The organism is Microlunatus capsulatus, from assembly GCF_017876495.1.
GTDB lineage: Bacteria > Actinomycetota > Actinomycetes > Propionibacteriales > Propionibacteriaceae > Microlunatus > Microlunatus capsulatus.
In genome coordinates this window covers 2,530,297-2,557,043 of sequence record NZ_JAGIOB010000001.1, presented here as the reverse complement: position 1 = coordinate 2,557,043, position 26,747 = coordinate 2,530,297, and the positions used below count along the sequence as shown (strand labels likewise).

The following is a 26,747-nucleotide window of genomic DNA, read 5'->3' as shown; positions in this document are numbered from 1 at the left end:
GCGGGCGGCACCGGGCAGGGGACAATCAGCCCATGCCGCGACGACCTCCTCGCCCTGCCGCCGTGGTGATCCTCGCCGTGCTCGTCGCCGCGCTGGCCGCGTGGACCGCGATGACCCTGTCCTGGCCCGCGTTCCGGGCCCTCGACGACCGGCTGCTGCCGCGGCCCCTGGACCCGCGGTCGGCGCTGGCGCAGGTCGCGGCCGCCGTCGCGCTGGTGGCGCTGCCCACGCTGCAGTACCTCGCCCTGCTGGCGCTGGCCTTCTGGGCCTCCCGCCGCCGGCTCCGCCAGCTGTCGGTGGCCCTGCTGCTGATGGCGGCGCTGGGCTGGGGCGCGACCGCCCTGTTCCGGCTGCTGGTGGACCGGCCGCACCCGGCCCAGGCCCTCGACGTCATCACCGTGCAGCACTCCGCCTACCCGGCGGCGCACCTGGTCAGCGCGACCATCACCGCGATCGGGGTGGGGGCCGTCTTCGCCGTCACCCGGCGCAGCGTCCGGGCCCGGTTCCTCTGGCAGACCGGGGCGACGGGCGTCGTGCTGCTGGTCGCCGTCGACCGCTGGCTGCTCGGCGCCCACCACGTCAGCGACCTCGTCGGCGGGCTGCTGCTGGGCGGCGTGGTCGCCGTGCTGAGCCTGGTCGTCACCGGCGTCCGGGTGCCCGTGCCGCACGACCTCGTCACCGAGATGGTCCGAAGCCGGCAGCCCGACGCCGAGACCGACGGGCCGCCGCGGCGGGCGGCGGTCATCGTCAACCCGTCGAAGGTGCTGGACTGGGTGACCTTCCGCCGGCAGGTCGAGTACGAGCTCTCCGAGCGCGGCTGGACCCACCCGCTGTGGATCGAGACCACCGTCGACGACCCGGGCCGGGCGATGACCCGGCAGGCCGTCGACGCCGGCGTCGACCTGGTCCTGGGAGCCGGCGGCGACGGCACGATCCGGGTGATCTGCGCGGGCCTGGCCGGCAGCGGCATCCCCTTCGGCCTCATCCCCTCGGGCACCGGCAACCTGCTGGCCCGCAACATCGGCATCCCGCTGGACCGGGCCGCGGCGCTCGAGGTGGCCCTGGACGGCGTCGACAAGGGCGTCGACCTGGTGGAGATCCGGGTCGACGACGGCCCCCCCGACCACTTCGCGGTGATGGGCGGGATCGGCATCGACGCCGTGATCATGGAGGGCACCAACCCCGACCTGAAGAAGGCCGTCGGCTCGGCCGCCTACTTCGTCTCGGCCGCCCGCAACGCCAACCACCCGGCGCTGCACACGACCATCCAGGTCGACGACGCGCCGCCGCTGCGCCGCCGGGCGCACGTGATCGTCGTCGGCAACGTCGGCTACCTGCAGGCCAACATCCCGCTGATCCCCGACGCCAAGTACGACGACGGCCTGCTGGACGTCATGGTCGCCTCGCCCCGCACCGCGGCCGACTGGGTGCGGATCACCACCCGGGTGCTGACCCGCCAGCGCCGCTCGGACGAGCAGCTGGACCGGATCACCGGCAAGAAGGTCACCATCACCGTCGAGGAGCGCGACCAGTACCAGCTGGACGGCGACACCGTCGGCGAGTGCGGCACGATGGTCGCCGAGGTCAAGCCCGGCGCCCTGGTGCTGCGCGTGCCGCGGACCAGCGGCACCTCCGCCGGCCAGCCCGCCGACGCCCTGGAGCAGTCCACCGAGGACCACCTGGAGGAGGCCCGCGGCTGAGCGGCTCACCGCTGCCTGAGCTCGTCGAAGGCCTGAGCGCTCCAGAGCGGGGGCGGAGCGGGGGTCAGCCGTGCAGGCGGCGCAGCCAGGAGGCGGCGGCGGCGTAGTCGTCGTTGGTGGTGCCGACCCGGATGACCGGGCGCTGCTGGTCGGCGCGGGGGTAGCTGCCCAGGAAGACGACGTCGGCGCAGACGCGGTGCAGGCCCATCAGGGCCTCGGCCAGCCGGGCGTCGTCGAGGTGGCCCTCGGCGTCGACGGAGAAGCAGTAGTCGCCCAGCGTGCGCTTGGTGGGCCGGGACTCGATCCGGCAGAGGTTCACGCCCCGGCTGGCGAACTGCTCGAGGATCTCCAGCAGCGCGCCGGGGTGGTCCTCGCGCAGGAAGAGCACCAGCGTCGTCTTGTCCGCCCCGGTGGGGGGCGCGACCGGGCCGGGCCGGGAGACGAGCACGAAGCGCGTCACCGCCTCGGCGTTGTCGGCGATGCCCTCGGCCAGCGGGGTCAGCCGGTACATCTCCCCGGCCACCCGGGCGCAGACGGCGGCGTCGTAGCGGGAGGCCGGGTCGGCGACCTCGGCCGCGGCGGCCGCCGTCGAGCCGCCCTCGGTGACAAGCGCCCCGGGCAGGTGGGCGGCCAGCCAGTCGCGGCACTGCGCCGCGGCGTGCGGGTGGGTGAGCACCTGTCGGACGTCGCGGAGCGCCGTCCCCGGCCGGGCGAACAGGGTGAACTGGACCGGGAGCAGGACCTCGCGGGTGATCACCAGGGGGTCGCCGTAGGCCAGGTTGTCCAGGGTGGCGGTCACCCCGCCCTCGACGGAGTTCTCGATCGGCACCAGCACGGCGGTGACCTCGCCGTCGCGGACGGCCTGCAGGCCCTGGCCGACGCTGGCGAAGGGGATCGCCTCGCCGTGCAGGGCGGGCAGCGTCATCAGCGCCTGGTGGGTGAAGGTCCCGGCGGGTCCGAAGTAGCCGTACTGGGCGGGCGGGACTCCGGGCACCGGCACAGGCTAGCCGCGGGCGGGCCTCAGCGCGTCGTCATCCCGGCCAGCGAGGCGTCGAGCGCGGCCAGCGTCGCCTCCGGGGTGTCGTCGGGCCGGCTGGAGAACCAGATCCCGTAGCCGCCGTCCTCCAGCGCGACCACCAGCACGCTCGTCCGGTCGTACCGGCTGGGGACGCCGTCGACGGCGTAGTGGATCTCCGCCGTCCGCGCCTCGGACTCCCCGGCCGGAGCCCCGTCCCAGGACTGCCGCTGCGGCTTCTCCTCCGTCGTCTCCTGGCCGGCGAAGAACTGGCCGCGGAGCGCGGCGAAGACCTTGGCCGCGGTCAGCTGGAGGCTGTCCTCGACGACGAGGGAGTCGGGCACCAGGCCCAGGCCGGTCGTCGCCGACCAGTCGCTGCCGTCCTCGTCGTAGTCCTCGTGCACGGGCGCGTTGCAGACGACCAGCGAGCGGAACGTGGGCAGCGCCGACCGCGGGGTGGTGTCGCAGACGTACGGCGCGGCCGGCAGCACCAGCCTCAGCTCCTCGATCGAGGCGGTGCGCGACGACGCGTCGTAGACCACGGCCGGCCCGGCCGGCTCCCCGGTGGGCGGGGCCACCGCGGGACCGCTCGGCAGCCGCTGGGCGCTGGCCGAGACCACCGCGCCGACGGCGACCACGGCGACGACCAGCACGGCCACGACGAGGGCCACGGCGACGGGCAGCCGGACCCCGGGCGGCTCGTGCGGGATCGGCAGCGCGGCCGCCGCGGGCTCCGCGGCCACGGGCTGCGGGGGCGGGCCGACGGCGTCGGCCGGGTCGGCGGGCGGGCTGAGCGTGGGCGCCTGCTCGGGCGGGCCGACGTCGGGGTCGCGGCTGAGCCAGCGCGTCCAGGCGGCGCCGTCCCACCAGCGGAAGGCGCCCGCCGACCCGCTGGGGTCGGCGTACCACCCAGGGTCCGGAGCGCTCACCCGGCCACCCTAAGGGCCTCCCGGGCCGCACCGGGCCCACGACGGCGACCCGGACCACGGCGCCCGACGGCTCAGGCGGCCGCCGCGTTCCCCGCCCGGCCGCGCAGCCGCTCGGCGGCGGTCTCACCCCGGCGCCCCACCGGGACGCTCCCGGTCGCGGCGGCCAGCCCCATCGGCGGCGTGGCGACGTACACCGACTCCGCGCGCTCGACGACGTAGGTCTCGTGCCAGATGCCGACGGCGCCGGGGACGGCGCGGGCCCGCCGGTTGAAGGCCGACCAGGCGGGCCGGTGCTCGGCGTCGGGCTGGGCGGCGTAGGCGTAGAGCTTCTCCGCCGAGCTCCAGTACTGGACCACCGTCGGCCCCCCGGACCCCAGCAGCACCCGGAAGCCGAGCAGCCCCGACTCGCGGTCGCGGGAGAGCTCGGCCAGCATCTTCGGCATCGCGGCGAAGACGGGCAGCCAGAGGTCGGGGCGCCAGGGCTTGTTGAAGCGCATGCCGATGAGGAAGACCACCAGCTCGCCCTCGTGGTCGTGGGTCATCCGGCTCGGGACGATCGGTGGCATGATGCTCCTTGTTGGATAGTGGTGGTTCCCATTATTGGGGAGTAGCACTATCCAATGTCAAGGGCAGCGGACGCCGAGCGGGGAGGACGGGGATGCGCATCTCGGAGCTGGCCCGCGCGGCCGACGTGCCGGTGGCCACCGTGAAGTTCTACTTGCGCGAGGGCCTGCTGCCCGAGGGGGAGCTGACGTCGGCGACGCAGGCGCGCTACGGCGAGGCCCACCTGGAGCGGCTCCGGCTGGTCCGGGCGCTGACCGGACCCGCCGGGCTGTCGCTGGCCGCCGTCCGCCGCGTCGTCGACGCGATCGAGGACCCGCCCGCCGACGTCAACGAGCTCCTCGGGGTGGCCACCGCCGCCGTCGACGAGCCCTCCCCCGCCCGCGACCACCGCGCCGTCCACGCGCTGCTCGAGCGCTGGGGCTGGCAGCTGCAGGAGAAGGACTGCCGCAGCCACGACCAGCTGGCCGCCGCGCTGCAGGCGCTCGACGACGCCGGCTACGCCTTGGAGCCCGGCGCGCTCGACCTCTACCGCCGGCACATGGAGGAGATCGCCGCGGTCGAGGTGGGCGGCGTGCCCACCTCCTCCCCGGCCGACGCCGTCCGCTACGTGGTGCTGGGTACCGTGCTGGTCGAGCCCCTGCTGCTGGCCCTGCGCCGGATGGCGCACCAGGAGCTGTCGGTGCGCCGCTTCGGCGGGACGTCCGCGGGCCGCGACGGGCCGGCGCCGGACCACCCCGGTCCGCCGACACGGGACCGCTGAGCCGACGAGGACGTCATCGAGGAGTTCATCGCCGGGCTGCCCAAGGCCGAGCTGCACGTGCACCACGTCGGCTCCGCCTCACCGCGGATCGTGGCCGAGCTCGCCGCCCGGCACCCCGGGCCCGGGCCGCCGGGCTGCACAGCGTCCCGCACGCCGGTGAGACGACCGGGCCGGAGTCGGTCTGGGAGGCGGTGCGGGACCTCGGGGCCGAGCGCGTCGAGCACGGCATCGCCGCCGTCCGCGACCCGGCGCTGCTGGCCCACCTGGTCGAGCACGGCGTCGTCCTCGACGTCTGCCCCACCTCCGACGTCGCCCTCGGCGTCGTGCCGTCGCTGGCCGAGCACCCGCTGCCCGCCCTGGTCGCGGCCGGGGTGCGGGTCACCGTGGCCACGGACGACCCGCCCATGTTCGGCACCGACCTCGGCCGCGAGTACGCCATCGCCGCCGACCTGCTGGGGCTCGACGAGGCCGGGCTCGCGGACCTGGCGCGGTCCGCCGTCGACGCCTCCTTCGCCCCGGACGCCACGAAGGCGGCGCTCCGGGCCGAGATCAGCGCCTACGCCGCCCGGACGACGCCACCGGCCTGACGCCGCGGCCACCGGCGGGGGCGGGCCGGCCCGGGCCGACGGCCGACGGCGGCGTGCCGGTGTGCGTGGTGGCGTCGCCGCTGGTCGTCGCGGCGGGGGCGCGGACGGGGAACAGCTCGGGCCGCTCGGGGCGGCGCCACCACAGCACGACGGCGGCCAGCACCGCGAACTGCACGACCGGCGACACCGTGTCCCGGACCCGGTTGGCCGTGAAGTCCAGGGCCGGCCCGACGTCGATCGCCCGGCCCGGCACGTAGGCCAGCGAGAGCGGGGTGATCCGCAGCAGCATGATCCGGTCCAGCTTGTTCGCCGCGAGCACCGCCAGCGGCATCCAGGCGATGAGGTCGTACCAGCTGAGCGTGTACATCGAGGTGACCAGCCAGGCGACGCTGAGCACCAGGGAGGTGCGGACGGCGATGGTCAGCGGGTCCTGGCGCAGGTCGGCGCCGCGGGCCAGGCCGGGGACGGCCGTCCAGGGCACCGTGCGCGACAGCATCCAGGCGATGACGAACAGCCCGCCGTAGGAGATGACGCCGACGACGACCTTGGCGTTGAAGCCGGTCATGAAGAGGTCGAGGAAGCGGAAGACGGGGTTGGCCCAGGAGCCCACCGAGACGTAGCTGCCGTTGCGGAGCGCCTGGAAGAACGCCGTCGGCTGCCAGAGGATGTAGGCCCAGCCCATCGGCAGGGCGGTGCCGAGGCAGAGCAGCAGCGCCTTCTTCGGCTCCTTGCGGTAGGCCCAGAGCATCGCCAGCCCCCAGATGCCGATGCTCACCTTGGCGCAGCCCGCCAGGCCGATGCCGACGCCGGCCGCGAAGGGGCTCTTGCGCATCATCATCAGCCCGGCGACGGCGAACACGACCGACAGCGCCTCGTTGTGCGCCCCCGCGACGACGGCCCAGATCAGCACCGGGTTGGCGACCGTCAGCAGGGCCGCCCGGGCCTGCCGGCGGGCGTCGCCGTGGGCCAGCATCACGACGCCGGCGCCGGCCAGGACGAACGGCACGACGGCGAACACCTGCAGCCAGAAGACGATGTCGTGCATGTTCTCCCCGCCCAGCTTGTTGGCCAGCAGCTGGAGCCAGGAGGTGATGGGGCCGTAGACGCTCGGGGTGTCCTGCCAGGGCCGCTCGGTCCAGCGCAGCACCGGGTCGAACTGGCCGCGGAAGACCTCGGCCGGGGTGATCTCGTACGGGTCGCGGCCGATGGCCTGCAGCCGCCCGTAGGCCGCGTACATCAGCACGTCGGCCGAGGTCAGCGGGGGGACGGTGATGGTGACCAGGCTCAGCCCGGTGCCCAGGGCGAAGAGCCGCCGGACCCGCGGCTTCCAGCCGTCCGCCAGCGCCCGCATGGCCACGAAGAGCCCGGCGGCGCCGACGACGATGGCCAGCCAGACCAGCGCGGAGACCACCCACTCGTCCGGCCGCACCACCCCGGCCGGCAGGTACCAGGGCGGCAGCAGCGAGCGGCGGGGACCCAGCGTCAGCGTCACCGCCGACGGGCCGAGGAAGCCGGCCAGCAGGGTCAGCGCGGTCGCGCCGACGATGCCGGCGACGCCGTAGCGGTGGTCGCGGTGCCAGTGCTGCGGCCGGTAGACGGGGGCGGGGGGCTTCGCGGGGTTGCCGGGACGGCGGCGGCGGCGCGCGCTCACCGGCCCCGGTCCCGCCGGAGCAGCGAGGAGAGGCCGTTCGCCCGGACCTGGTCGATCCCGGACTGGACCAGCCCGCGCGCGGCGAGGGCCCGGGTCACGTCGCGGAGCTGCTTGGCGCGGTGCAGCTGGCCGGCGAGGTCGCGGCCGGTGGCCCGGTGCCTCAGCGCGACGGGGACCTCCTCCACCCGCAGTCCGGCCCGCAGCACGTCGACGGTCATCCCCACCTCGACGCCCCAGCCCGCGGCCAGCGGGCTGGCCAGCTCGAAGGCGCGCCGGGTGAGGCAGCGCTGGCCCGACAGCGGGGCCTGCGGCATCCAGCCGGTGAGCTCGGTGATGCCGCGGGCGGCCGTGCCCATGACCAGGCCGAAGCCGCCCGGGGTGCCGCCGTCCTCGGTCTGCTGCTCGGGCAGCACCGCGATCGTGAGGTCGGCCCGGCCCTCCACCACGGGGGTGATGAGCGGGGCGCACGCGGCGGCGGTGCCGCCGAGGTCGGCGTCCAGCAGCAGCAGGGTCCCGCACTCGGGCCGGCCGTCGCGCTGCTCGCGGACGCCCAGGGCGTTGACGCCGGACTCGACGGCGGCAGCCTTGCCCCGGTTGCGGCGGTGGGTGACGACGACGGCCCCCGCGGCCGCCGCGTGCTGGCCGGTGGCGTCGGTGCTGCCGTCGTCGCAGACCAGCACGACGTCGACGTGGGGCAGCGCGAGGGCCGCGGTGACGGTGGCGGCGATCCGCTCCTGCTCATCCTTGGCGGGGATGATGCACGCGACGCGCGCCAGGGCTGGGCTCACCCGGCCATGCTAGAGGGTCGGCCCGCGCGCCCGGGGGGCCTCGCGGCGGGGCCGATAGGGTCCCGGCATGAGCGAGACAGCTGTCGCACGTCCCGGCGTGCGCTCCGAGGTCGGCCGGCTCCGCACGGTGATGCTGCACCGCCCGGGCCCCGAGCTGAAGCGGCTGACCCCGCGCAACAACGACGCCCTGCTGTTCGACGGCCTGCCCTGGGTGGACCGGGCCCAGGCCGAGCACGACGCCTTCGCGGCGGTGCTGCGCAGCCGGGGCGTCGAGGTGCTGTACCTCAGCGAGCTGCTGACCGAGACCCTCGGCGGCGCGGACGCCCGTGAGCGGGCGATCACCCTGACCCTGGCCGACCTCGGCCTGGGTGACCGGCTGCGGGCCTACCTGCGCGGGATGGCCGGTGACCTCGACGCCGCCGAGCTGGCCGGGGTGCTGATGGCGGGGCTGCGCAACGACGAGGTGCACGGCTCCGGCAGCCTCGTCACCGCCCTGCTGCCCGACCAGGAGTTCCTGGTCAACCCGCTGCCCAACCTGCTGTTCACCCGCGACTCCAGCGTCTGGGTCCAGGACCGGGTGACGATCACCTCGCTGGCCATGCACGCCCGCCGCCGGGAGACCCAGCTGACCGAGCTGATCTACACCTTCCACCCGCGCTTCGCCGGCGTCGAGCGGATCCACGGCTGGGAGAAGGAGCACCTGGAGGGCGGGGACGTGCTGGCCCTGGCCGACGGCGTGCTGGCCGTCGGCGTCGGGGAGCGGACGACGCCGGCCGGTGCCGAGCGGCTGGCCCGGACGGTGTTCGCCGAGGGCCTGGCGCACACCGTGCTGGCCGTGCCGATCGACCAGGACCGGGCGACGATGCACCTGGACACCATCTGCACCATGGTCGACACCGACGCGGTGGTGATGTACCCGAACGTCGCCCACCGGCTCGCGGCGCTGGCCGTCCGGGCCGGGCACGACGGCGAGCTCGAGGTCGACGGGCCGGTGCCGTTCCTCGAGGCGGCGGCGCGGGCGATGGGCATCGACCAGCTGCGGCTCATCGACACCGGCCTGGACCCGGTCACGGCCGAGCGCGAGCAGTGGGACGACGGCAACAACACCCTCGCCCTGGAGCCGAAGGTGGCCGTGGCCTACGAGCGCAACGAGGAGACGAACAGCCGGCTGGCCGCGGCCGGCATCGAGGTGCTGGCCATCGCGGGCTCCGAGCTGGGCTCGGGCCGGGGCGGCCCGCGCTGCATGTCCTGCCCGATCAGCCGGGACTGACGCCCCGGCGGGCGGGCCTCAGGCCACCGCCAGCCGCTGCTCGGCCAGCACCTCGCAGACCTCCGGGGGGCAGTCGGTGGTGAACCCGGTGACGCCGAGGTCGCGGAGGAAGCGGACGTCGTCGGGGTGGTTGACGGTGTAGGCGTGCACCTCGCAGCCGCGGTGCAGCATGTGCTCGACGAAGCCCGGGTCGCGGCGCAGCAGGGTGAGGTCCACCCCGACGGCGCGGACACCGGCCGGCAGCTCGGCGTCCCACCAGGGGGTGAGGTCGCGGCGCAGCAGCAGCGTGCGGGGCACGTGCGGCAGCAGCCGGCCCAGCCGCTCGACGCCGTCCAGGTCGAAGGTGATGAGCCGCACCGGGGAGCCGGCGTGGTGCCAGCCCAGGGCCCGCAGCATGGCGGCCAGCCGGTCCTCGACGTCGAGCGCGCGCGGGTTGGGGTGCTTGGTCTCGATGGCCAGCGTCACGTCGACGCCGTCGGCGCGGGCCTGCGCCGTCATCCCCAGCAGCTCGGCCAGGGTGACCAGCTCGCGCTCCTCGGGCTCCGGGCTCACCCGGACCCACGAGCCGAAGTCCAGCCGCTTGAGCTGGGCCACGGTGAGGTCGACGGGCCGGTCGGGCAGCCCGGCCGTCCGCTGGAGGTTCTGGTCGTGGAGGCAGACGAGCTGGTCGTCGGCGCTGAACTGGACGTCGCACTCCAGCCCGAGCTCCTCGCCCGTCGACGCCGCCCACTCGATGGCCGCCCGGTAGGCGGCCCGCGTCATCTCCGGGTGCCGCGCGGACCACCCCCGGTGCGCGAAGATCGCTGACACGCCTCCAGCGTTGCACCCGCTCGTCGTGCACGTGACGTTTCAACGCCGTGCGCGGACAACTGTGATGCACGCCACAGGGCGGTCGGTGTCAGCGGCCCCCGGCAGGGGTAGGGCGGGGCCCGGCCGGGAACGGCCGGGCCCCTGCGGCCCTAGGCCGACTCGTGCGCGATCTCGATCTCGGCCGTGGCCTGGATGAGGCTCAGCAGCTCGGCGTCGAGGCCGGGCGAGAACTCCTCGCGGCGCTCGGGCGCGATCGTGATGGGCGGGCCGTCCTGCGGCATCTGCGCGGTGCTCAGCTCGGTCCCGTCACCCGACGGCGACGCCCCGCGGTACAGCTTGGCCGCCTGGCTCGCGTTGTCGGCGTCGAAGGTGAACTGCACGCTCTGCAGCCCCTGGTCGACCAGCTTCTTGACCTCCGGGAAGGCCTCGGCGTTGGTCTTCGGGATCGGCAGCACCTTGCCCCAGTTCACGCCCAGGCTCTCCAGCGCCTTGGCGAACGCGTTCTCGTGCGCCTGGTCGCGGACGATCAGGTAGGCGATCGTCGAGCGCGCCGCCTTGTTGTCGGTCATCTGGTAGATCCGGCACTTCTGCAGCCGGCCCGTCGACTCGAGCATGAGGTTGTAGAGCAGGTCGAGGACCAGGTTGCCCGAGTTGTAGACGTAGGACCCGCTCCACGGGTTGCCCACGGCGTCGACCGGCATCGCGCCCTGGGCGCCCACCAGGAAGTGGTGGATGTTGCCGGTGTCCTTGGCGATGCTCAGCGGCGTCGCGCCCTTCGCGCCCGGGGCGTCGACGGGGTCGCTCTTCTTGCCGTGGTAGCCCGGGGCGCCGTCGAGCAGCCGGGCGATGGTGGTGCCGATGAGCTCGACGTGGCTGATCTCCTCGGTGCCGACGCCCTGCAGCAGGTCCTTGTAGGGCTGCGCCGCGGGGTCGCCGCGGAAGTTCATCGACTGGAAGAGGTACTGCATCATCGTGCGCATCTCGCCGAACTGGCCGCCGAGGCCCTCCTGCAGCGCGTTGGCGGCAGCGGGGTCGGGCTCGTCGGTGGCGATCTCGTGGATGAGGCGCTGGGTGTGGAGGTACATGGCTCGCTCCTACGACCGGGTGCCCCCGTGGGGGCACCGCGTGGAGCGGCTCAGCCTCTTGACCGCGTGTCCCCGCAGTCAAGCACCAGCAGTGCGGGCATCCCCGGCGGGGGGCCGGTCAGGCCTCGATGGGTCCGCCGCCGGCGGCCCAGCCGTGCACGCCGCCCTCGACGTTGAGCGCCTCGCGGCCCTGGGCCCGCAGGTACTGGGTGACCCGCGCGGAGCGGCCGCCGACGGCGCAGACGACGAGCGTCTTGTCGCCGACCTCCGCCAGCCGCTCGACCACCTGGTCCATCGGCACGTGCAGGGAGCCGGGGATGCGCCCGCTGGCCCACTCCTCGTCGGTGCGCACGTCGAGGAGGCGCCAGCCCTGCGCGAGCAGGCCGTCGACGTCGGCCGCGTGGATGGTCGGTACCTCAGAGGTCACCGGACCACGATAGCCACCGCACCGGGGGGCGTCCGACGAGCGCCGTGACGTGGGCGGACGGCCTACTTCAGCAGCCGGGAGAGCCGCCGGTCGGCCAGCTTCTTGCCGCCGGTCTGGCAGGTGGGGCAGTACTGCAGCGAGGAGTCGGCGAAGGAGACCTCGGCGATGGTGTCGCCGCAGACGTCGCAGGGCTGCCCCGCGCGGCCGTGCACCCGCAGGCCCGACTTCTTCTCGCCCTTCAGGTCCTTGGCGGCCAGGCCCTCGGCGCGGGCGATCGCCCCGCCCAGCTCGTCCTTCAGCGCCCGGTAGAGCGTGCTCAGCTCCTCCGGCGTCAGCGAGCTCGCCGGCTTGAAGGGGCTCAGCCGGGCCGCGTGGAGGATCTCGTCGGAGTAGGCGTTGCCGATGCCGGCGATCGTCCGCTGGTCCTTGAGCACGCCCTTGAGCTGCGCGCGCCCGGCCCCGGCCAGCACCGCCCGCAGCGCGTCCTCGTCGAACTCCGGGCCCAGCGGGTCGGGCCCCAGCGTGGCCACCATGGCGATGTCCTGCGGGTCGGCGACCACGTGCACGGCGAGCTTGCGCTGGGTGCCGGCCTCGGTGAGGTCGAAGCCGGAGCCGTCGTCCAGCCGCACGCGGAGGGCGAGCGGGCCCTTGCCCGGCTTGGCCGGGGTCTCGGGGAGCTGGTCCTTCCAGCGCAGCCACCCGGCGCGGGCCAGGTGGAACACCAGGTGGAGGCCCTGCGCGGAGAGGTCGAGGTACTTGCCGTGCCGCTCGACGCCGTCGATCTCCAGCCCGTTGAGCGCCGAGAGCGGCGGGTCGTAGGTCTTGAGCGCGCTGAAGGCGGTCAGCTCGACCCGGACGATGACGCGGCCCACGCACCGCTGGCGCAGGAAGACCGCGAGCGACTCGACCTCGGGCATCTCGGGCACGCCCACATCATGGCACCGCGGTCCGCGCCCGTCAGGGGGTCCGCGCGAGGGACGGGTCCGAGGCCCCGGACCGGAGGTGCCCCTGAGCCGGTCCTGAGGTCGCCGCGAGGTCGAGGGCGTCCTGGGGAAGTGCTGAGCGGAGGGGGCCGTCGGAGCTGAGGGAGCCCCGAGGTCGGGCGGCCAGAGTTCTTCTCACCAGCCCGGGTGACCGGGCCGGGGAGCCGCCGGGGGCCGCTCCACTCCCCCGACCAGCCCTCACCGCCAGGAGCCACCATGACCACCACCACCACCCGCACCGCCACCGCCACCGGCCGCCCCTCCCGCCGCCTCGCCAAGGTCGCCACCCTGCTCGCCGTCCCGGCCGCCATCGCCGTCTCCGGCCTCGTCGTCTCCCAGGCCTCCTACTCCGCCTACTCCGCGACCACCGTCAACCCCACCAACAACTGGGCCACCGGCACCGTCGCCCTCACCGACGACGACAACAGCACCGCCGCCTTCACCGCCGCCAACCTCAAGCCCGGGTCGACCGGCGAGAAGTGCATCGCCGTCACCTCCAAGGGGTCGCTGGCCTCGAACGTGAAGCTGTACGCCACGAACCCGACCTCCACCAAGGACCTGGCCGCGAACCTCAACCTCAAGGTCGTCCAGGGCACCGGCGGCTCGTTCGGCTCCTGCGCCGGCTTCACCCCGCTGGCCTCGGGCTCCGAGCTCTACTCCGGCACCGTCGCGGGCTTCGCCTCCACCGCCACCGGCTTCCACAGCGGCCTCGGCACCTGGGCCCCCACCGGCACCGCCGACGAGACCCGGACCTACCAGATCAGCTACGCCGTCCGCACCGAGGCGCCGGACAGCACCCAGGGCGGCACCGCGTCCGTCGGCCTCACCTTCGAGGCGCAGAACAGCTGACCCACCCGTCCTGACCACCCGGCCCCGTCGGGGGAGACCGGGGACGAGCCGGGCCACCAGCACCGCGGTGCTGGCGGCCCGGCTCGTCGGTCGTCCGGCGGGGCTCAGCCCTGCGGCGGGCCGTACAGCTGCAGGTCGTTGCCCTCGCTGTCCTTGAACGGGGCGATCCGGCCCCACGGGTGGTCGCTGATCCCGCCGGCGAAGGCGACCCCGGCACGGGTGAGCCGCTCGACCTCGTCGTCGATGCTGCCGTCGGGGGTGAAGGTGATGACGGCGCCGCCGTCCGCGTGGGCGGACGTCCCCTCCCGGGCGTTCAGCCCGATGGTGAGATTGCCGGCGTCGATCTCCGACCAGTCCTCCCCCTGGTCCTTGACATCGAGGGCGAGGGTGTCGGCGTAGAACCGGACCGCGCGGTCCATGTCGTCGACGGGGACCCAGACGGTGGCGACGGAGGTGGCCATGACGTTGCTCCTTCTCTCGGTGTGCTGTCCCCGGGCCCCTACCCGCTGCCGGCCGTCTCGCACGGCGACGCCGGCGTCAGCGCGTCAGGTGCCGGCCTCGTGCTGCGCCGCGACCTGGGCCGCGGTCAGCGCGGTCGTGGAGAAGGTGGCCTCGTCGAGGGTGCCGGCGAAGTAGCGGCTGGTGGGCGTGCTCGGCCAGCCGTCCAGGTTGTCGAAGCCGATCCGCAGGTAGCCGCCGCTGACCGCCTCGGCCGTCGTGGTGGCGGTGTCGGAGGCGACCAGCTCGCCGTCGAGGTAGAGGCGCATCCCGGCCGACGACAGCGTCGCCACGGCCTGGTGCCACCCGCCGTCGCGGTAGGCCGCCGGCGAGGTGACCGTGCGGACGGCGCCGTTGTAGACGCCGAACACGACGCGACCGGCGTCGGTGAGGTAGAGGTGGCGGTCGTAGATGCCCGAGGCGCCGGTCTGGGCGTTCCCGAGGCCGATGAGCTTGCCGCCCCGGGCGGTGGTCGTGCGGAACCAGATCCCCACGGTGAAGGTGTTGGGGGCGGCACCGCTGAGGGCCGCCGAGGAGAGGTAGCCGCTGCTGCCGTCGAACACCATCGCCCGGCCGGTGTCGCGGGGGCAGGCGCGGTCGGTGGTGCTGGTCTTCCCGGCCGCGCCGTAGACGCCGTTGCGGGCGGCGGCCGAGCTGTCCAGCGCGACGGTCGTCGTCGAGGAGGTCTCGTCCATCCGGAACCACAGCGAGGGCGAGGTGGCCGTCACCGCGCTCGCGCAGCGGAAGTAGGTCGAGGCGGCCAGCCGGTTGCCGGCGTTGGCGGTGGTGCCGGTGAACACCGCCCCCGCGGGCACGGCGGCGAGCCCGAGGAGCAGCCCGGCGACGGCGAGGGCCCCCGCGGGGCGCAGGACGGCGCCGCCGGGGCCGGGCGGCCGGGCGGCGGCTGGACGTGGGTCCGGGTCGGCCGGGTCGACGCCGTTGGGCGTGCCGGGCCGGTCGTCGGAGGGGTCGTCGTCGGGCGGCCCGGGCGGGGCGGCGCCGAACCGGCGGCCCTGCGCGGCGACGGCGGTCAGCCCGGCCAGGGCCAGCGCGGCCAGCCCCAGCGGGAGCCAGGCCCGCTCGCGGAACCAGACCACCGGCAGCCCGACCCACGGGACCCGCAGGGTGCCGACCCCGCGGACCGCGGCCAGCGTGACTGGAGAGGAGTCGTCGCCGGGGTTCGCGTCGCCGCGGGTGACCAGCCGGCCCTCGTCGTCCACCCGGACGAAGCGGTGCAGCCGCAGGCGGTCGGGGTGGTCGGGGTCGTCGAACAGCAGGACGCTGCCCAGGGTGGGTGCCGCGCCGTGCAGCGGCCGGGAGACGGCGACGTCGCCGACGTGCAGCCGCGGCAGCATCGAGCCGCTGCTCACGGTGGTCGGCGACCAGCCCAGCACGGCGGGCAGCGCGCCCCACAGCCCGAGGCAGACGGCCGTGGCCAGCACGCCGCGGGCCACCAGGCAGGCCACCAACCACCCCCAGGTCCAGGGCCGGACCTCCGGCTCCGGCGTCGTCGGCACCGGGCCCATCAGGTGTTCTGCGCCTCCCAGGTCAGGGCGAAGGCCGCGGTGCCGCCCTGCGCGGAGTCCGGGGTCGTCGTCGAGACGAGGTAGCTGACCTGGAAGGTCCGCGTCTCCGCCGCGGTGCCCGACGGCGTCCACGTCCCGACGCCGGAGGCGTAGCCGGTCGCGGCGCCGGTGAAGGCGGCGAGCGTCCCGGTGTAGACCGACGAGCCGCTGGCCAGCGGCGTGAAGCCCGCGCAGCCGCCGAAGGACGCACCGGTCCCCTGGGTGATCGTCAGCGTGACGGAGGAGGCGAGGCCGCGCGTGGTCGTGGCGTCGGCGGCGTAGAGCCGGACCGCGGACGCGAGCGTGCCCGACGACGTGACGGCCACGCAGCGCGACCCGGACGAGCCGGGCTTGAGGTTGGTCAGCGAGAGCAGGGCCGAGCCGGCGTCGTCGTCGCCCAGCACCACGGTGCCGACGGCGAGGCTGTTGCCGGCGTTGGACACCTTCGCGCTGAAGGCCGAGTAGGAGGCCTGGCCGACCAGGCCGAGGGTGGCCAGCACGGCCACCGGCCAGGCCAGCCAGCCCGAGCGGGCGACGGCGCGGGCGGAGGGGGGCAACGGGACTCCTGCGGGACCGGACGGACGGACGTCGCCCCCGCGACCAGACCCCGAGGATAACGGCTCCGGGGCGGGTCTTCGGGTACGGCGGTCAGGCCTCCGGAGCGCGCGCGGGCCTGGGGCCCGGGGTCCAGTCCGGCGGGTCGAGCGGCAGCGCCGCCGCCAGCAGCCGCAGGTAGTGCGGCCGCGGCACCTCGACGACGCCCAGGCTCTGCAGGTGCGGGGTGGCCCACTGGACGTCCAGCAGCCGCGCGTCCCCGCCGGCCTCGCGCAGCAGGTCGACGAGGGCGACGAGGGCGACCTTCGAGGCGTCGCGGCCGATGTCGGGGCGGTGGAACATCGACTCCCCGGCGAACAGCCCGCCGACGCTGACGCCGTAGAGCCCGCCGGCCAGTTCGCCGTCGGCGGTCCAGGCCTCCACCGAGTGCACGGTGCCGGCGTCGTGCAGCGCGCGGTAGACCCGGCGGACGGAGCCATCGATCCAGCCGTCCGGTCGGCGGGGGTCGCCGCAGCCGGCGAGCACGCCCTCGAAGTCGGTGTCGACGCGGACCTCGTAGCGGTGCGCCATCTTGCGCAGCGAGCGGGTGACGCGCAGCCCGTCGAGCGGCAGCACGGCGCGGTCGAGCGGGGACCACCAGCCCATCAGGCCGCCGCGGGCGGGCATCGGGAACAGCCCGCAGCGGTAGGCCTGCAGCACGAGGTCCGTGTCGAACTCCCGGCTGACGGCGACCAGGTCGTCGTGCCGCCACAGCTCCGGGGGTCCGAACGGTGACTCGGCCACGAGGTGATCATGCGCTCCGGGTCGGACCCGGGTGGGACCGGGGTCGGCTCCGGTCCGCCTCGCCCACCCGGCACGTACCCTGGCTCGTGGTGCGGCACGGCCCGGCGGCGACGCCGGCAGGGCCCGGCCCGAGCGCCCGGACCGGGTGCGCCGCACAGCGCAGCGACGAGGAGGAGACCCGATGCCCTCAGCCCAGGACGTGGGGAAGATGATCGCCCGCGGGATCGGCCCGGTCGCGACGATGGTCGCCCAGCCGCACGCCGCCGGCGGGGTGCTCCGCCGGGTGCTCGAGGTGGCCATCGACGGGTACGGCAAGGTGCCCGGCGCCAAGGCCAGCGCCGCCCGCCACCTGCAGCGCCACGAGGGCGACGTCGACCGGGCCGTCGAGGCCCTCATCGACTTCCACGTCCGGCTCGCCTCGGCCCAGGGGTTCGTCACCAACCTCGGCGGCGTCGCCACGCTGCCCGTCGCCGTGCCGGCCAACCTGACCGGCGTCGCCGTCGTCCAGGTCCGGATGGTCGCCGCCATCGCGCACCTGCGCGGCTACGACCTCGACGACAACCGCGTCCGCACCGCCCTGGTGATGTGCCTGCTGGGGGGTGAGGAGGTGGTCAAGCTCATCAAGGAGGGCAAGCTGCCCACCTCGCCGATGGCCATCGCCACCGCCCCCGTCTTCGACCCCGAGCTGGACGCCCGCGTCGCCGACGCCGTCGTCACCGACCTCGCCGGCCGGGTGGGCGGCAAGAACCTCGCCCTCGTGCTGACCAAGCGGGTCCCGCTGGTCGGCGGCGGGATCGGGGCCGTCGTCGACGGCGTCGCCACCCACCAGATCGGCAAGTACGCCAAGTCCGAGCTCGTCCGCCGGCGCGCGCTCGGCGGCTGAGCCGCCCCGGCGCCTCTGGGACGATGGGCCCGTGGAGCGCCAGCAGCAGGTCATCGGGGTCGTCGCCCTCGTCGTCGCGGCCCTGCTGGCCGTGGTCACCGTCGTCGGGGTGGTGCAGGCCCTCTCCTCCGGCAGCTGGGTCGTCGCCTCCAGCGCTGCGGTGCTGACCGCGGCCGCACTCAGCCAGTGGGCGGCCGTCCGGGCCCGCGCCCGCGGGGGCCGGCTGCTCCGCGGCGAGGTCGCGCTGCTGCTCGGCCTCGGCGTCGTCGGGATGGCGCTGTGCGTGCTCGACTTCGTGACCGGCGACCGCGGCAACCGCGCCTTCACCACGCTGTTCGCGGCCGGGCTGGTCGTCGTCGTCGGCGGGGTGGTGGGCTCCTACCGGCGCCCTGCGCCGCCCGCGGCCGACCGCTGACCCCTCCGGCGAGACCTCAGCCGGCGACGCGGCGGTACAGCCCCAGCGGCATCAGCCGCATCGGCCAGGCGAGCGCCGCCCAGGGCAGCGCCGGCACGTAGGCCCGCGCCGGCTCCCGCTCGACCGCCGCGACGATCGCCCGGGTCGCCCGGTCCGGGTCGCTGGCCATCAGCATCCGCGGGAAGTGCGAGGCCATCTCGGTCCGGACGTAGCCGGGGTGGACGGCGGTCACGGCGATCCCGGTGCCGACCAGGTCCGAGCGCAGGCCCTCGGCCAGCGCCGAGACACCCGCCTTCGTCGCGCTGTACACGTTCATCGCCCCGCCCATCCCCCGTAGGGCGGACATCGAGGAGATGAAGACGAGGTGCCCGGCGCCGGCGGGCCGGAAGACCCGCAGCGCGGACTCGGCCTGGTGCACCGCACCGAGGAAGTTCGTCCGCGCGGTGGTCCGGTTGGCCTCGGCCCCGTCGAGCCCCAGAGAGTCCCCGCCGGCCACCCCAGCGTTGACGACGACCCGGTCCAGCCCGCCCAGGGCGGCGGCGGCGTCGTCCACGGCGGCGTCGACGGCCTCGTGGTCGGCGACGTCCACCACGTGCAGGCTGACGACGGCCGACGGCGTCGCGGCGAGCAGCTCGTCGCGGAGCCGCTCGAGCGCGTCCGGACGGCGGGCGCAGAGGGCGAGGTCGCGACCCCGGGCGGCCCAGGCCCGGGCCATCTCGCGGCCGAGGCCGGCGGAGGCGCCGGTGATGAGGATGCGCTGGCGGAGGGGCGGCGGGACGGGCACCGGGCGACCCTACCCAGGGCCGCCGCCGGTGTCGGGTGGGTCACATCACTTGCAGCTCTTCTCAGGGTCGCTTAACTTAGGCGAGGCTCACCTACTGCGGGCCACGGAGCGCCGGGAGGACGGACATGCTCGCCAACTTCCTGATCGGCCTCCGCGAGGGGCTCGAGGCAGCCCTCGTCGTCAGCATCCTCGTCGCCTACCTGGTGAAGACCGGGCGCCGCGCGCTGCTGCCGCGGGTGTGGGCGGGCGTCGGCATCGCCGTCGCCGTCTCGCTGGCCTTCGGCGCGGTCCTCACCTTCGGCCCCAAGGGCCTGACGTTCGAGGCCCAGGAGCTGATCGGCGGCGGGCTCTCGATCGTCGCCGTCGGCTTCGTCACCTGGATGATCTTCTGGATGGCCACCGCCGCGCGCGGGCTGTCCGGCCAGCTGCGCGGGCAGATCGACCGGGCCGCCGAGGCGGGCCGCTGGTCGCTCACCGTCGTGGCCCTGCTGGCCGTCGGCCGCGAGGGCCTGGAGACGGCGCTCTTCCTCTGGGCCGCGACCCAGGCCGCCGCCCGCGACACCGCCGGCACGGCCACCCCGCTGGTGGGGGCCGCGATCGGCATCGCCGTCGCCGTCGTCCTCGGCTACCTGCTGTACCGGGGCGCCGTCCGGATCAACCTCACCCGCTTCTTCACCTGGACCGGGGCGTTCCTCATCGTCGTCGCCGGCGGGGTGCTCGCCTACGGCGTGCACGACCTGCAGGAGGCCCGCTTCCTGCCTGGCCTGGGCACGCTGGCGTTCGACGTCTCGCACGTCATCCCGCCCACCTCCTGGTACGGAACGCTGCTCAAGGGCGTCTTCAACTTCTCCCCCGCGACGACCGTCCTGGAGGCGGTCGCCTGGGTGCTCTACGTCGTCCCGACGATGGCGCTCTTCCTGCGCCGGATCTCCGCCCGGACCGCCGCGCCCGCCGCCCCGGTGGCCGCGCCCGTCCCCGCCACCACCGGAAGGACCCGACCGTGACCGGTCACCCCACGACGAGCCGCCGGGGCGCCCGCCCCGGTCTCGCTCTCGCCTCGGCCTCGGCCCTGCTGCTCGTCCCGCTGCTCGCCGGCTGCACCGACAACGCCTCCGCCGGCGCGGCGGGCGACACCGTCGACGGCGACGGCCGCGCGCTCACCGTCCAGGCCACCGACGCCGGCTGCCAGGTCTCGGCCGACACCGCCCCCTCGGGCAACCTGACCTTCTCGGTGACCAACGCCGGCGCGCAGGTCACCGAGTTCTACCTGCTGGCCTCCGACGGCCTGCGCATCGTGGGCGAGGTCGAGAACATCGGGCCGGGCCTGTCCCGCGACCTGGTGCTGGCCGCGCCCGCCGGCTCCTACTTCACCGCCTGCAAGCCGGGCATGGTGGGCGACGGCATCCGCGCCCCCTTCGCCGTCTCCGACTCCGGGGAGGACCTCGCGCCCACCGGGGACGACAAGGCGCTCGTCGACCAGGCGAACACCGGCTACGCCGCCTACGTGAAGGACCAGACCGAGCAGCTGGTCGCCGGGACGGACGCCTTCGCCGCCGCCTACGTGGCCGGGGACGACGCGAAGGCCCGCGAGCTCTACCCGCGGACCCGCGTGCACTGGGAGCGGATCGAGACGGTGGCCGAGTCCTTCGGCGACCTCGACCCGAAGATGGACCTCCGCGAGGCCGACCTCGAGCCCGGCCAGAAGTGGACCGGCTGGCACCGGATGGAGAAGGACCTGTGGCCGGCCCGGGCGAAGGGCTACGAGCCGCTGAGCACCGCCGAGCGCACGACCTACGCCGACGACCTCGTCAAGAACACCGCGAGCCTGAACACCCAGGTCCGCGAGCTGACCTTCACCGCCGACCAGATCGCCAACGGCACCCGGGGCCTGCTCGACGAGGTCGCCACCGGCAAGGTCACCGGCGAGGAGGAGTACTGGTCGCGCACCGACCTGTGGGACTTCCAGGCCAACGTCGACGGCGCCCGGGTGGGCTTCGAGGGGCTGCGGCCGCTGCTGCAGCGCAAGGACCCCGAGCTGGACACCCAGATCGACGAGCGGTTCACCGCCCTGCAGACGCTGCTCGACGCGCACAAGGAGGGCGACGGGTTCGTCAGCTACGACGAGCTGAGCGCCGCCGAGGTCAAGGGCCTCTCCGACGCCGTCAACGCCCTGTCCGAGCCGCTGTCGAAGCTCACCGCGGCCGTCGTCTGATGAGCACCCTCCGATGAGCACCCAGCCCGTGCCCGGCCCCGAGGTCGGCCCGTCCGTCCCGGGCGGGGACGGCGCGCCCGCGCGCCCCGGCGTCTCCCGTCGCGGGCTGCTGGGTGCGGGGGCGGCCGGCGTCGTCGGCGTGGGCGCGGGGCTCGTCGGCGGCCGGCAGCTCGGCGGCCCCGGGTCGGCGGTGGCCGAGCCGGCCCCGGTCGCCGGCGGGTACCCGTTCCACGGCGCGCACCAGGCCGGCATCGTCACCCCGGCGCAGGACCGGCTGCACTTCGCCGCCTTCGACATGGTCTCGGCCGAGCGCGAGGACCTCGTCTCGCTGCTGCAGGACTGGACCGCGGCCGCGGCCCGGATGACCCAGGGCAGGGACGCCGGCCCGTTCGGGGCGACGTCGGGGCCCTACGACGCCCCGCCGGACGACACCGGGGAGGCCCTCGGGCTGCCGCCCTCGGGGCTGACGATCACCTTCGGCTTCGGGCCGTCGCTGTTCCGGCTGGCCGGGAAGGACCGCTTCGGCCTGGCCGCGCGGCAGCCGGCGGGCCTGCGGCGGCTGCCGCACTTCCCCGGCGACAACCTCGACGCCGAGCGCTCCGACGGCGACCTGTGCGTCCAGGCCTGCGCCGACGACCCGCAGGTGGCCGTGCACGCCGTCCGCAACCTGGCCCGGATCGCCATGGGCCGCGCGTCGCTGCGCTGGTCGCAGCTGGGGTTCGGCCGGACGTCGTCGACCTCGACGGCCCAGGCCACGCCGCGGAACCTCTTCGGGTTCAAGGACGGCACCATGAACCTCAAGGCCGAGGAACCGGGGCTGCTGGACGACCACGTCTGGGTCCGGCCCGAGGGCGCGGCCGACCAGTGGCTGGCCGGCGGCTCCTACCTCGTGGCCCGGCGGATCAACATGACGATCGAGACGTGGGACCGCCAGCCGCTGCGCGAGCAGGAGCGGGTGATCGGCCGCACCAAGGCGACCGGGGCGCCGCTGTCCGGCGGCGAGGAGTTCAGCCAGCCCGACTTCACCCTGAAGGGCCGCGGCGACGAGCCGCTGGTGGCCACCGACGCGCACGTCCGGCTGGTGCACCCCGACCAGAACCGGGGCGTCCAGATGCTCCGCCGCGGCTACAACTTCGTCGACGGCAGCAACGGGCTGGGCCGGATGGACGCCGGCCTGTTCTTCATCGCCTACGTCCGCGACCCGCGCACGCACTACATCCCCGTGCAGATGAAGATCGCCCGCGGCGACGGCATGAGCGAGTACCTGCAGCACACCGGCTCCGGTCTCTGGGCGGTCCCGCCGGGCGTGCAGCCCGGCGGCTACGTCGGCCAGTCGCTCTTCACGGGCTGAGCGCGGCGGCCCGGGCGACCAGCGCCGGGCCGCCCTCGGAGCGAGAGCGGACGGTCACGGCGGGGCGTCCCGACGTCATGGGACCATCCTCGCGCGACCGCCCGGGGCCCGTCCTCAGGCGGTCCCGCTCCGAACTCCCCGGGGCCGGACGCCGCACTATCCTCGGCCTCGAGAGGTGGTGCAGATGGCGCCCGACGCCGAGGTCCTCGCCGCGGGCGCGCGCGCCCGCGTGCTGGTCGCCGGCTGCGCGCTGCTCCTGGTCGGCGACGTCGAGCGGGCCGACCGGCTGGCCCAGACCGCGCTGGCCCGTGCCGCGGCCGAGCCGTCCGGGCCGGACCCGCTGGTCCGCGCGCTGGCCACCGTCGCCCGGCCCCGGCCGGCCGACTTCGAGCCGCCCTGGAGGCCGGGCTCCCGCGTCGAGCTGCGCGACGGCGGGGGCGCCGCGCCGGTGGCCGCCGTCGTCGCCGACCTGCGCGACCTGCCGGCCGGACCCCGGGCCGCGGTGGTGCTGGCCGAGCACGGCGGGCTCGACGCGGCGCAGGTCGCGGCCGCGCTGCGCACGGACGAGACGACCGCGCGGGACTGGGTCGCGGAGGCCCGCGCGACGCTGATCGCCCGCCGACCGGAGCGGGGCGCGCCGGGCCGGCTGGCCGAGGAGCTGGCGACGGCCGCGGCCCCGGCGGTGGCGAGCGGCTCCCCGGCGGCGGACCTCGCCCACGGCCGGGCGCTGGTCCGGCGACGGCGGGTGCGGGGGGCGGCGGCCCTGGTCGCGGCCGCCCTGGCGCTGGTGCTGGGCACGGCGACCGTGCTGGACCGGACCGGCGAGGTCCCGCAGGCGGCGAGCACGCCCGGGGCGCCGGTCCCCGCTCCCAGCCCGACGCCGAGCGGGCCGGAGCCGGTCACCGCGGCCTGCGACATCGCCAACCCGTCCTGCCAGGCCACGGTCATGCGCCGGTGGCGGACGACGATGAGCGAGGTCGTGGTCTCCCACCTCGACCCAGAGGGGACCTACTTCACCGGCTACAGCTTCTCCTACGACCCCCGCTACGAGAGCCGGGAGTTCTGGTCCGGCGGCGACGGCGCCCTGGGGCTGGAGGTCTTCCGGCTGCGCGGCGGGGCGACCGAGGTCTACGTGCAGGTGGCCAGCGGGTACGACACGGCGGTCCGCTGCGGCGAGGTCACCGCGACCCGGTGCGAGGGGCAGCGCTTCATGAACGGCAACCGGTTCACCCTCAGCACGACCACGCAGGTCGCCCGCGGCATCGAGGTCCAGCACCGGCCCGACGGCGACCAGGTGGTCACCGTCGTGGCCCGGAACACCACCAAGGGGGAGGTCCTCGACGTCACCCGGGCCGACCTCATCGACCTGGTGCAGGACCCGCGGCTGCGGCTGCCGGTGATCTGAGACCGATCGGAGGAGCTCAGGCGGCGAGGTCGACCGGGGGCCGGCCGTGGCCGCGGGGGCCGTGGCCCCGGTGCGCGGGCCGGCGCGCGGCGTGCGGGTGGCCGCTCCGGCGCGGCCGCGGGGCCAGCGGGGTGGGAGCGACCGGGGCGTCGGCGGTGCCGGCGCGCGCGTCCATCACCGAGGGGACCACGGCCATCGCCCCCACCAGGGCGACGCCGACGACCGAACCGAGCGTGATGACCAGCTGCGTGATGTCCATGCGCCCAGCCTGGCGCGGCCGGGTGTGCGGGACATCGGTCCGCGGTCTGCGGCCGCTGTGGACCGGCTCGGCCCTCGGGCCGGTGCCCTCGTCCGCCGGTGTCGCCCGGAACGCGCCCCGGTGCCCCCCGGGACCCGGTCCCGGCGTGCGCCCGGGACCCGGTCGCCCCCCGGTCAGCCGAGCGGCATCTGCTCCCCCGCGCGGACGACCGCGCTGACCGTGTTGCCCGCCGGGGCCAGCGGGCAGAGCCACCGGCTGTCGTAGCGGCACGACGGGTGGTAGGCGAAGTTGAGGTCGACGACCAGGTGGCCGTCGTCGCCGCCGAGGTCGGCGCCCTTGGCGGTGTCCAGCAGGTAGCGGCCGCCGCCGTAGCTGGAGAACCCGTCCACCGCCCGGCCCGAGGAGCCGTCCCGCAGCGGCAGGAACAGCCCGCCGCCGTACTGCTGCAGCCACCAGACGTCGAGGCTGCCGCCCACGGGGTCGGGCAGCTCCACCCGGCCCACGGGCCGCAGCACCGTGCCCGCGTCGTCGCCGCCGTCGAGCTCCAGGCGGGCGTCGGCGTCCCGGGCGGGCAGCAGCTCCAGGACGGAGCGGAGCGCCGGGTCGTAGGGGGCGCACGGCAGCCCGGTCGTGCGCAGCGGGTCGTCGGGGGCCAGTGGGCTCTGCGGGTGCTCCCGGAAGAGCGCGTCGCGGCCCGCGCGCCACAGCGCGTGGCCGGCCGCGGGGTCGTCGGCCGCGCGCACGCCCGCGTACAGCTCGGCGACGGCCCGCCGCCAGCTCGTCAGCTCCAGCTCGGTGCTCACCGGAGCGCTCCCGCCTCGCCGGCGACCAGCCCGCGCACCGCCGCGATGTCGTCCGGGGTGACGCGGCAGCAGCCGCCGACCAGCCGGGCGCCGTCGCGCAGCCAGCCGCGCACGGCCCCGGGGGCGAAGGTGCCCTCCCCCGCCCAGCGGCGGCGCTCGGCGTCCCAGCCCTCGCCGCTGTTGGGGTAGACGACGACGGGCTTGCCGCTCGCCCGGGCGGCCAGGGCGACGAGGGCGTCGGCGTCGCCCGGGTCGGTGCAGTTGACGCCGACGGCGACCACGGCGTCGACCCCACGGGCCAGCGCGAACGCCTCCTCCACCGGCTCGCCGGCCCGGGTCCGGGTGCCGTCGCAGGTCAGGGACAGCCAGCCCGGCCGGCCGAGGGCGTCCATCTCGGCGACCAGGGCCTCCGCCTCGGCCAGGCACGGCACGGTCTCGCAGGCGAGGACGTCGGCGTCGGTGCCGGCCAGCACCTCCAGCCGCGGCCGGTGCCAGCGGCGCAGGGCGTCGACGTCGAGGCCGTAGTCACCGCGGTACTCCGAGCCGTCGGCCAGCGCGGCGCCGTAGGGGCCGACGGAGGCGGCGACGAAGCGCGGCGTCCCGTCGTCGGCGGCGTCGCGGGCGCGCTGCGCCAGGGTGACGCTGAGCCGGAGCAGCGCGGTCGCCCCCGCCCGGTCGACGCCGGCCGCGGCCAGCCCGTCGAAGGAGGCCTGGTAGGACGCGGTCGTCGCCACCGCGGCGCCGGCGGCGAAGAACGCGGCGTGCGCGGCGACGACGGCGTCGGGCTCCTCGGCGAGCAGCCGGGCCGACCACAGGTCGGAGGAGAGGTCGTGCCCCTGCGCCTCCAGCTGGGTGGCCAGGCCGCCGTCGAGGACGACGACGCCCGCGGCCAGCGCGGCGGCCAGGTCGGGGGCGCTCATCGGGCGTTGAAGGCGTCCCGGTAGGCCACCCAGTCCCGGGTCAGCGCGAGGTCGAAGCCGGCGTCGCCGTCGGTGCTCAGGGTGATCAGCCGCTCGCCCAGGCCCGTGAGGGCGTCGCCGACGGCGTCGGGACCCTCCTCGGTGGCCGTCGAGCGCTCGATCTCGGCCGGGTCGCGGCCCACCTCGGCGCACCAGCGGTCGAGGACGGCGTTCTTGTGCCGGAGCTCCTCGACGTCGCCGAAGCCGTGCCAGATGTCGGCGTGCTCGGCCACCAGCCGGAGGGTCTTGCGCTCCCCGCCGCCGCCGACCAGGACCGGGACCGGCCGGACGGGCGGCGGGTTGAGCGCGGCGAAGCGGTCCTTGATCCGCGGCAGCGCCTCCCCCAGCGCGGCGATCCGGGTGCCGGCGGTGCCGAACTCGTAGCCGTAGGCGGTGTAGTCGCGCTCGAACCAGCCCGCGCCGATGCCGAGGATGACGCGGCCGCCGCTGATGTGGTCGACGGTCCGCACGACGTCGGCCAGCAGGTCGGGGTTGCGGTAGGAGTTGCAGGTGACGAGGGCGCCCAGCTCGACCCGCTCGGTCTGCTCGGCCCAGGCCGCCAGCAGGGCGTAGCACTCGAAGTTGCGGCCGTCCGCGTCGCCGCTGAGCGGGAAGAAGTGGTCCCAGGTGAAGACGACGTCGACGCCCGCCTGCTCGGCGGCGTCGACGGCGCGCCGCAGGTCGGCGTAGTCGGCGTGCTGGGGCTGGAGCTGGACGCCGACCCGCAGCGGGCGGTGGGCGTAGGACGGGACGGGCTCGGTCATCGGGGTCCTCCACGACTCGGTTGCCCGGAGCCTAGACCGCAGCGCCGCCGAGCCGGCCGGGCGCTCGGACGGCCCGGGCACACTGGGGTCCCA

At 75.5% G+C, this 26,747-nt stretch carries 29 protein-coding genes; 11 read left to right on the top strand and 18 right to left on the bottom strand.

Translation table 11 applies throughout. The features are described 5' to 3' along the window. Positions 1–32 precede the first annotated feature (32 nt). The gene (locus tag JOF54_RS21000; protein ID WP_245358059.1) at positions 33–1,700 is read left to right on the top strand and encodes a bifunctional phosphatase PAP2/diacylglycerol kinase family protein; all 1,668 of its coding nucleotides are present in this window, start codon (positions 33–35) and stop codon (positions 1,698–1,700) included. Between the two features lie 64 nt (positions 1,701–1,764). Here the strand turns inward: JOF54_RS21000 and pheA are convergent, their stop codons facing one another. The 3 genes from pheA to JOF54_RS11750 form a co-directional block, all read right to left on the bottom strand. Next, entirely contained in the window at positions 1,765–2,694 is a 930-nt protein-coding gene (gene pheA / locus JOF54_RS11760; protein WP_307804086.1) for a prephenate dehydratase, read from the bottom strand. Positions 2,695–2,720: 26 nt separating this feature from the next. Beyond that, positions 2,721–3,644 carry a DUF2510 domain-containing protein gene (locus JOF54_RS11755; RefSeq protein WP_210055945.1) on the bottom strand — a complete coding sequence of 308 codons (924 nt, stop codon included), beginning with the start codon at positions 3,642–3,644 and terminating at the stop codon, positions 2,721–2,723. A gap of 71 nt (positions 3,645–3,715) precedes the next feature. Next, positions 3,716–4,210: a DUF4188 domain-containing protein gene (locus JOF54_RS11750; protein ID WP_210055943.1), complete on the bottom strand. Its 495-nt coding sequence runs from the start codon at positions 4,208–4,210 to the stop codon at positions 3,716–3,718. A gap of 92 nt (positions 4,211–4,302) precedes the next feature. On the opposite strand from JOF54_RS11750, the gene JOF54_RS11745 reads away from it, so the two are divergent. Together JOF54_RS11745 and JOF54_RS11740 are read left to right on the top strand one after the other, a co-directional pair. After that, the gene (locus JOF54_RS11745; protein WP_210055942.1) at positions 4,303–4,968 is read left to right on the top strand and encodes a MerR family transcriptional regulator; all 666 of its coding nucleotides are present in this window, start codon (positions 4,303–4,305) and stop codon (positions 4,966–4,968) included. Further along, complete coding sequence (locus tag JOF54_RS11740) at positions 4,965–5,555, top strand: amidohydrolase family protein (protein WP_210059514.1); 591 nt, start codon at positions 4,965–4,967, stop codon at positions 5,553–5,555. Before JOF54_RS11745 ends, JOF54_RS11740 begins: the two co-directional genes overlap by 4 nt. Here JOF54_RS11740 and mptB read toward each other — a convergent pair. After that, a complete protein-coding gene (gene mptB, locus JOF54_RS11735; protein ID WP_210055939.1) occupies positions 5,518–7,206 on the bottom strand; it encodes a polyprenol phosphomannose-dependent alpha 1,6 mannosyltransferase MptB in 1,689 nt (562 codons plus the stop codon). The two genes, JOF54_RS11740 and mptB, sit on opposite strands and share 38 nt — an antisense overlap. Further along, the gene (locus tag JOF54_RS11730) at positions 7,203–7,994 is read right to left on the bottom strand and encodes a glycosyltransferase (protein WP_210055937.1); all 792 of its coding nucleotides are present in this window, start codon (positions 7,992–7,994) and stop codon (positions 7,203–7,205) included. Before JOF54_RS11730 ends, mptB begins: the two co-directional genes overlap by 4 nt. A gap of 67 nt (positions 7,995–8,061) precedes the next feature. Here JOF54_RS11730 and JOF54_RS11725 point away from each other — a divergent pair, with 67 nt between their 5' ends. Next, positions 8,062–9,264 carry an arginine deiminase gene (locus JOF54_RS11725; RefSeq protein ID WP_210055935.1) on the top strand — a complete coding sequence of 401 codons (1,203 nt, stop codon included), beginning with the start codon at positions 8,062–8,064 and terminating at the stop codon, positions 9,262–9,264. 18 nt (positions 9,265–9,282) lie between these two features. Here JOF54_RS11725 and JOF54_RS11720 read toward each other — a convergent pair whose 3' ends face one another. The 4 genes from JOF54_RS11720 to JOF54_RS11705 all read right to left on the bottom strand — a co-directional run bounded on the left by JOF54_RS11720 (position 9,283) and on the right by JOF54_RS11705 (position 12,512). After that, positions 9,283–10,074, bottom strand: coding sequence for a glycerophosphodiester phosphodiesterase (locus JOF54_RS11720; RefSeq protein WP_210055933.1), 792 nt, complete (start codon positions 10,072–10,074; stop codon positions 9,283–9,285). 149 nt (positions 10,075–10,223) lie between these two features. After that, the gene (locus JOF54_RS11715) at positions 10,224–11,159 is read right to left on the bottom strand and encodes a manganese catalase family protein (RefSeq protein ID WP_210055932.1); all 936 of its coding nucleotides are present in this window, start codon (positions 11,157–11,159) and stop codon (positions 10,224–10,226) included. A gap of 118 nt (positions 11,160–11,277) precedes the next feature. After that, positions 11,278–11,586 carry a rhodanese-like domain-containing protein gene (locus JOF54_RS11710; protein WP_210055930.1) on the bottom strand — a complete coding sequence of 103 codons (309 nt, stop codon included), beginning with the start codon at positions 11,584–11,586 and terminating at the stop codon, positions 11,278–11,280. Positions 11,587–11,648: 62 nt separating this feature from the next. Further along, positions 11,649–12,512, bottom strand: a complete 864-nt coding sequence (locus JOF54_RS11705; protein WP_210055928.1) for an Fpg/Nei family DNA glycosylase — start codon at positions 12,510–12,512, stop codon at positions 11,649–11,651. A 273-nt stretch (positions 12,513–12,785) separates the two neighbouring features. Here JOF54_RS11705 and JOF54_RS11700 point away from each other — a divergent pair, with 273 nt between their 5' ends. Next, a complete protein-coding gene (locus JOF54_RS11700) occupies positions 12,786–13,418 on the top strand; it encodes a hypothetical protein (protein WP_210055926.1) in 633 nt (210 codons plus the stop codon). Positions 13,419–13,522: 104 nt separating this feature from the next. On the opposite strand, the gene JOF54_RS11695 is transcribed toward JOF54_RS11700, so the two are convergent. From JOF54_RS11695 to aat, 4 genes are all read right to left on the bottom strand, one after another. Next, complete coding sequence (locus tag JOF54_RS11695; protein WP_210055924.1) at positions 13,523–13,879, bottom strand: VOC family protein; 357 nt, start codon at positions 13,877–13,879, stop codon at positions 13,523–13,525. 84 nt (positions 13,880–13,963) lie between these two features. Beyond that, entirely contained in the window at positions 13,964–15,442 is a 1,479-nt protein-coding gene (locus JOF54_RS11690) for a LamG-like jellyroll fold domain-containing protein (RefSeq protein WP_210055916.1), read from the bottom strand. Next, positions 15,442–16,038 (bottom strand): M73 family metallopeptidase, encoded by a 597-nt coding sequence (locus JOF54_RS11685; protein ID WP_210055914.1) that lies wholly within the window; start codon positions 16,036–16,038, stop codon positions 15,442–15,444. The genes JOF54_RS11690 and JOF54_RS11685 overlap by 1 nt, the downstream gene beginning before the upstream one ends. 91 nt (positions 16,039–16,129) lie before the next feature. Further along, the gene (gene aat, locus JOF54_RS20995; protein ID WP_307804082.1) at positions 16,130–16,819 is read right to left on the bottom strand and encodes a leucyl/phenylalanyl-tRNA--protein transferase; all 690 of its coding nucleotides are present in this window, start codon (positions 16,817–16,819) and stop codon (positions 16,130–16,132) included. Positions 16,820–17,000: 181 nt separating this feature from the next. Here aat and JOF54_RS11675 point away from each other — a divergent pair, with 181 nt between their 5' ends. Together JOF54_RS11675 and JOF54_RS11670 are read left to right on the top strand one after the other, a co-directional pair. Then, the gene (locus tag JOF54_RS11675; RefSeq protein ID WP_372443489.1) at positions 17,001–17,702 is read left to right on the top strand and encodes an EcsC family protein; all 702 of its coding nucleotides are present in this window, start codon (positions 17,001–17,003) and stop codon (positions 17,700–17,702) included. 31 nt (positions 17,703–17,733) lie between these two features. Then, the gene (locus JOF54_RS11670) at positions 17,734–18,117 is read left to right on the top strand and encodes a hypothetical protein (protein WP_210055908.1); all 384 of its coding nucleotides are present in this window, start codon (positions 17,734–17,736) and stop codon (positions 18,115–18,117) included. 16 nt (positions 18,118–18,133) lie between these two features. Here the strand turns inward: JOF54_RS11670 and JOF54_RS11665 are convergent, their stop codons facing one another. Next, complete coding sequence (locus JOF54_RS11665) at positions 18,134–18,901, bottom strand: SDR family oxidoreductase (RefSeq protein WP_210055906.1); 768 nt, start codon at positions 18,899–18,901, stop codon at positions 18,134–18,136. 125 nt (positions 18,902–19,026) lie between these two features. Between JOF54_RS11665 and efeU the strand changes: the two genes are divergently transcribed. The 4 genes from efeU to JOF54_RS11645 all read left to right on the top strand — a co-directional run bounded on the left by efeU (position 19,027) and on the right by JOF54_RS11645 (position 23,869). Continuing rightward, positions 19,027–19,905: an iron uptake transporter permease EfeU gene (efeU, locus tag JOF54_RS11660; RefSeq protein ID WP_210055904.1), complete on the top strand. Its 879-nt coding sequence runs from the start codon at positions 19,027–19,029 to the stop codon at positions 19,903–19,905. Further along, on the top strand, positions 19,902–21,113 hold the full coding sequence (gene efeO, locus JOF54_RS11655; RefSeq protein ID WP_210055903.1) for an iron uptake system protein EfeO: 1,212 nt from the start codon (positions 19,902–19,904) through the stop codon (positions 21,111–21,113). Before efeU ends, efeO begins: the two co-directional genes overlap by 4 nt. A gap of 13 nt (positions 21,114–21,126) precedes the next feature. After that, on the top strand, positions 21,127–22,464 hold the full coding sequence (gene efeB, locus JOF54_RS11650) for an iron uptake transporter deferrochelatase/peroxidase subunit (protein ID WP_210055900.1): 1,338 nt from the start codon (positions 21,127–21,129) through the stop codon (positions 22,462–22,464). Positions 22,465–22,648: 184 nt separating this feature from the next. After that, positions 22,649–23,869, top strand: coding sequence for an RNA polymerase sigma factor (locus JOF54_RS11645; protein ID WP_210055898.1), 1,221 nt, complete (start codon positions 22,649–22,651; stop codon positions 23,867–23,869). 16 nt (positions 23,870–23,885) lie between these two features. Here JOF54_RS11645 and JOF54_RS11640 read toward each other — a convergent pair whose 3' ends face one another. From JOF54_RS11640 to JOF54_RS11625, 4 genes are all read right to left on the bottom strand, one after another. Further along, positions 23,886–24,128 (bottom strand): hypothetical protein, encoded by a 243-nt coding sequence (locus JOF54_RS11640; RefSeq protein ID WP_210055896.1) that lies wholly within the window; start codon positions 24,126–24,128, stop codon positions 23,886–23,888. A gap of 173 nt (positions 24,129–24,301) precedes the next feature. After that, positions 24,302–24,931: a DUF1684 domain-containing protein gene (locus JOF54_RS20990; RefSeq protein WP_210055894.1), complete on the bottom strand. Its 630-nt coding sequence runs from the start codon at positions 24,929–24,931 to the stop codon at positions 24,302–24,304. Next, a complete protein-coding gene (mmuM, locus tag JOF54_RS11630) occupies positions 24,928–25,851 on the bottom strand; it encodes a homocysteine S-methyltransferase (RefSeq protein ID WP_210055892.1) in 924 nt (307 codons plus the stop codon). Before mmuM ends, JOF54_RS20990 begins: the two co-directional genes overlap by 4 nt. Then, a complete protein-coding gene (locus JOF54_RS11625) occupies positions 25,848–26,654 on the bottom strand; it encodes an LLM class F420-dependent oxidoreductase (RefSeq protein ID WP_210055889.1) in 807 nt (268 codons plus the stop codon). The genes mmuM and JOF54_RS11625 overlap by 4 nt, the downstream gene beginning before the upstream one ends. Positions 26,655–26,747 lie beyond the last annotated feature (93 nt).